Here is a 1,318-nt window from a genome sequence, read left to right as displayed (position 1 = left end):
GCACATCGAATACGCCCGCCACCTCGGCATGGAAGCCGTGGGCTTCCTGATGATGAGCCACATGCAGACGCCTGAAGGGCTGGCCCAGCAGGCCAAGCTGATGGAGAGCTATGGCGCCACCTGTTGCTACGTGGTCGACTCTGGCGGGGCGCTGAGCATGAACGACGTGCGCGACCGTTTCCGTGCCTTCAAGGATGTGCTCAAGCCAGAAACACAGACCGGCATGCACGCCCACCACAACCTGAGCCTGGGCGTGGCCAATTCGATCGTTGCGGTGGAAGAGGGCTGCGATCGGGTGGACGCCAGCCTGGCGGGCATGGGCGCTGGTGCCGGCAACGCACCGCTGGAGGTGTTCATCGCGGCGGCCGAGCGCATGGGCTGCCACCACGGCACCGACCTGTACACACTGATGGACGCGGCCGACGACATCGTGCGCCCGTTGCAGGATCGCCCGGTGCGCGTGGACCGCGAGACGCTGGCGCTGGGTTATGCAGGCGTCTACTCCAGCTTTCTGCGCCACTCGGAAGCAGCTGCCAAGAAGTACGGGCTCAAAACCGTCGACATCCTGGTCGAGCTCGGCCAGCGGCGCATGGTTGGCGGGCAGGAGGACATGATCGTGGACGTCGCACTGGACCTGCTCAAGCAGGCGGAGCATGACCGCATCCATGCCCAGCCCACCATGAGTGAAGCTGCCTGAGGAAAGTCACCATGAAACTGGCTCGATACACCGTCAACGGCCGCACTGCCATCGGCGTCGTGCACCACCATCGTGTTGTCGCTTTGGGCGAACTGGTGCCTGATGCGCCAGCAACCATTAGTGAGGTGCTTTCAGCGGGGGCAGGCTTGCTTGACCGTCTGGCCAAGGCGATACAGGCAGGGCCAGCAGGCCATTCGCTGAGCGAAGTGCATCTGGAAGCGCCCGTACCGGAAGCCCGCAAGTACCTGGCTATCGGCATGAACTACGAGGACCATGCGGAGGAAGCGCGGCGCGCGGGTCTGCAAGTGCCCAAAACACAACTCTGGTTCAACAAACAGGTCACCTGCATCCACGGTCCCTTCGACCCAGTGGTCATTCCGCGGGTCTCTGACAAAGTGGACTACGAGGCCGAACTGGGTGTGGTGATCGGCAAACGTTGCCGCTATGTGTCGATTGAAGATGCGCGTTCGGTTGTCGGTGGCTACTTTGTGGCCAATGACGTGACCGCGAGAGACTGGCAGCAGGCCAGCCCGACCTTCACGCTGGGCAAGTCCTTTGACACGCATGGCCCCATCGGCCCGTGGGTGGTCACTGACGACGAGATCGCCGACCCGCATGCGC

2 protein-coding genes are annotated in these 1,318 nt (G+C 63.2%); both read left to right on the top strand.

The annotated features are described in order from the left end of the window. The coding region (dmpG, locus tag Q8M88_RS07265; RefSeq protein ID WP_305595869.1) for a 4-hydroxy-2-oxovalerate aldolase at positions 1 to 697 on the top strand (697 nt) is incomplete at its 5' end. Positions 698 to 708: 11 nt separating this feature from the next. Beyond that, the coding region (locus tag Q8M88_RS07260; protein ID WP_305595868.1) for a fumarylacetoacetate hydrolase family protein at positions 709 to 1,318 on the top strand (610 nt) is incomplete at its 3' end.

The organism is Phenylobacterium sp., assembly GCF_030693805.1.
In the GTDB taxonomy this organism is placed as follows: Bacteria; Pseudomonadota; Alphaproteobacteria; order Caulobacterales; family Caulobacteraceae; genus Phenylobacterium.
The sequence above is the reverse complement of the archived record's forward strand: the minus strand, read 5'-3'. Positions and strand labels throughout refer to the sequence as shown.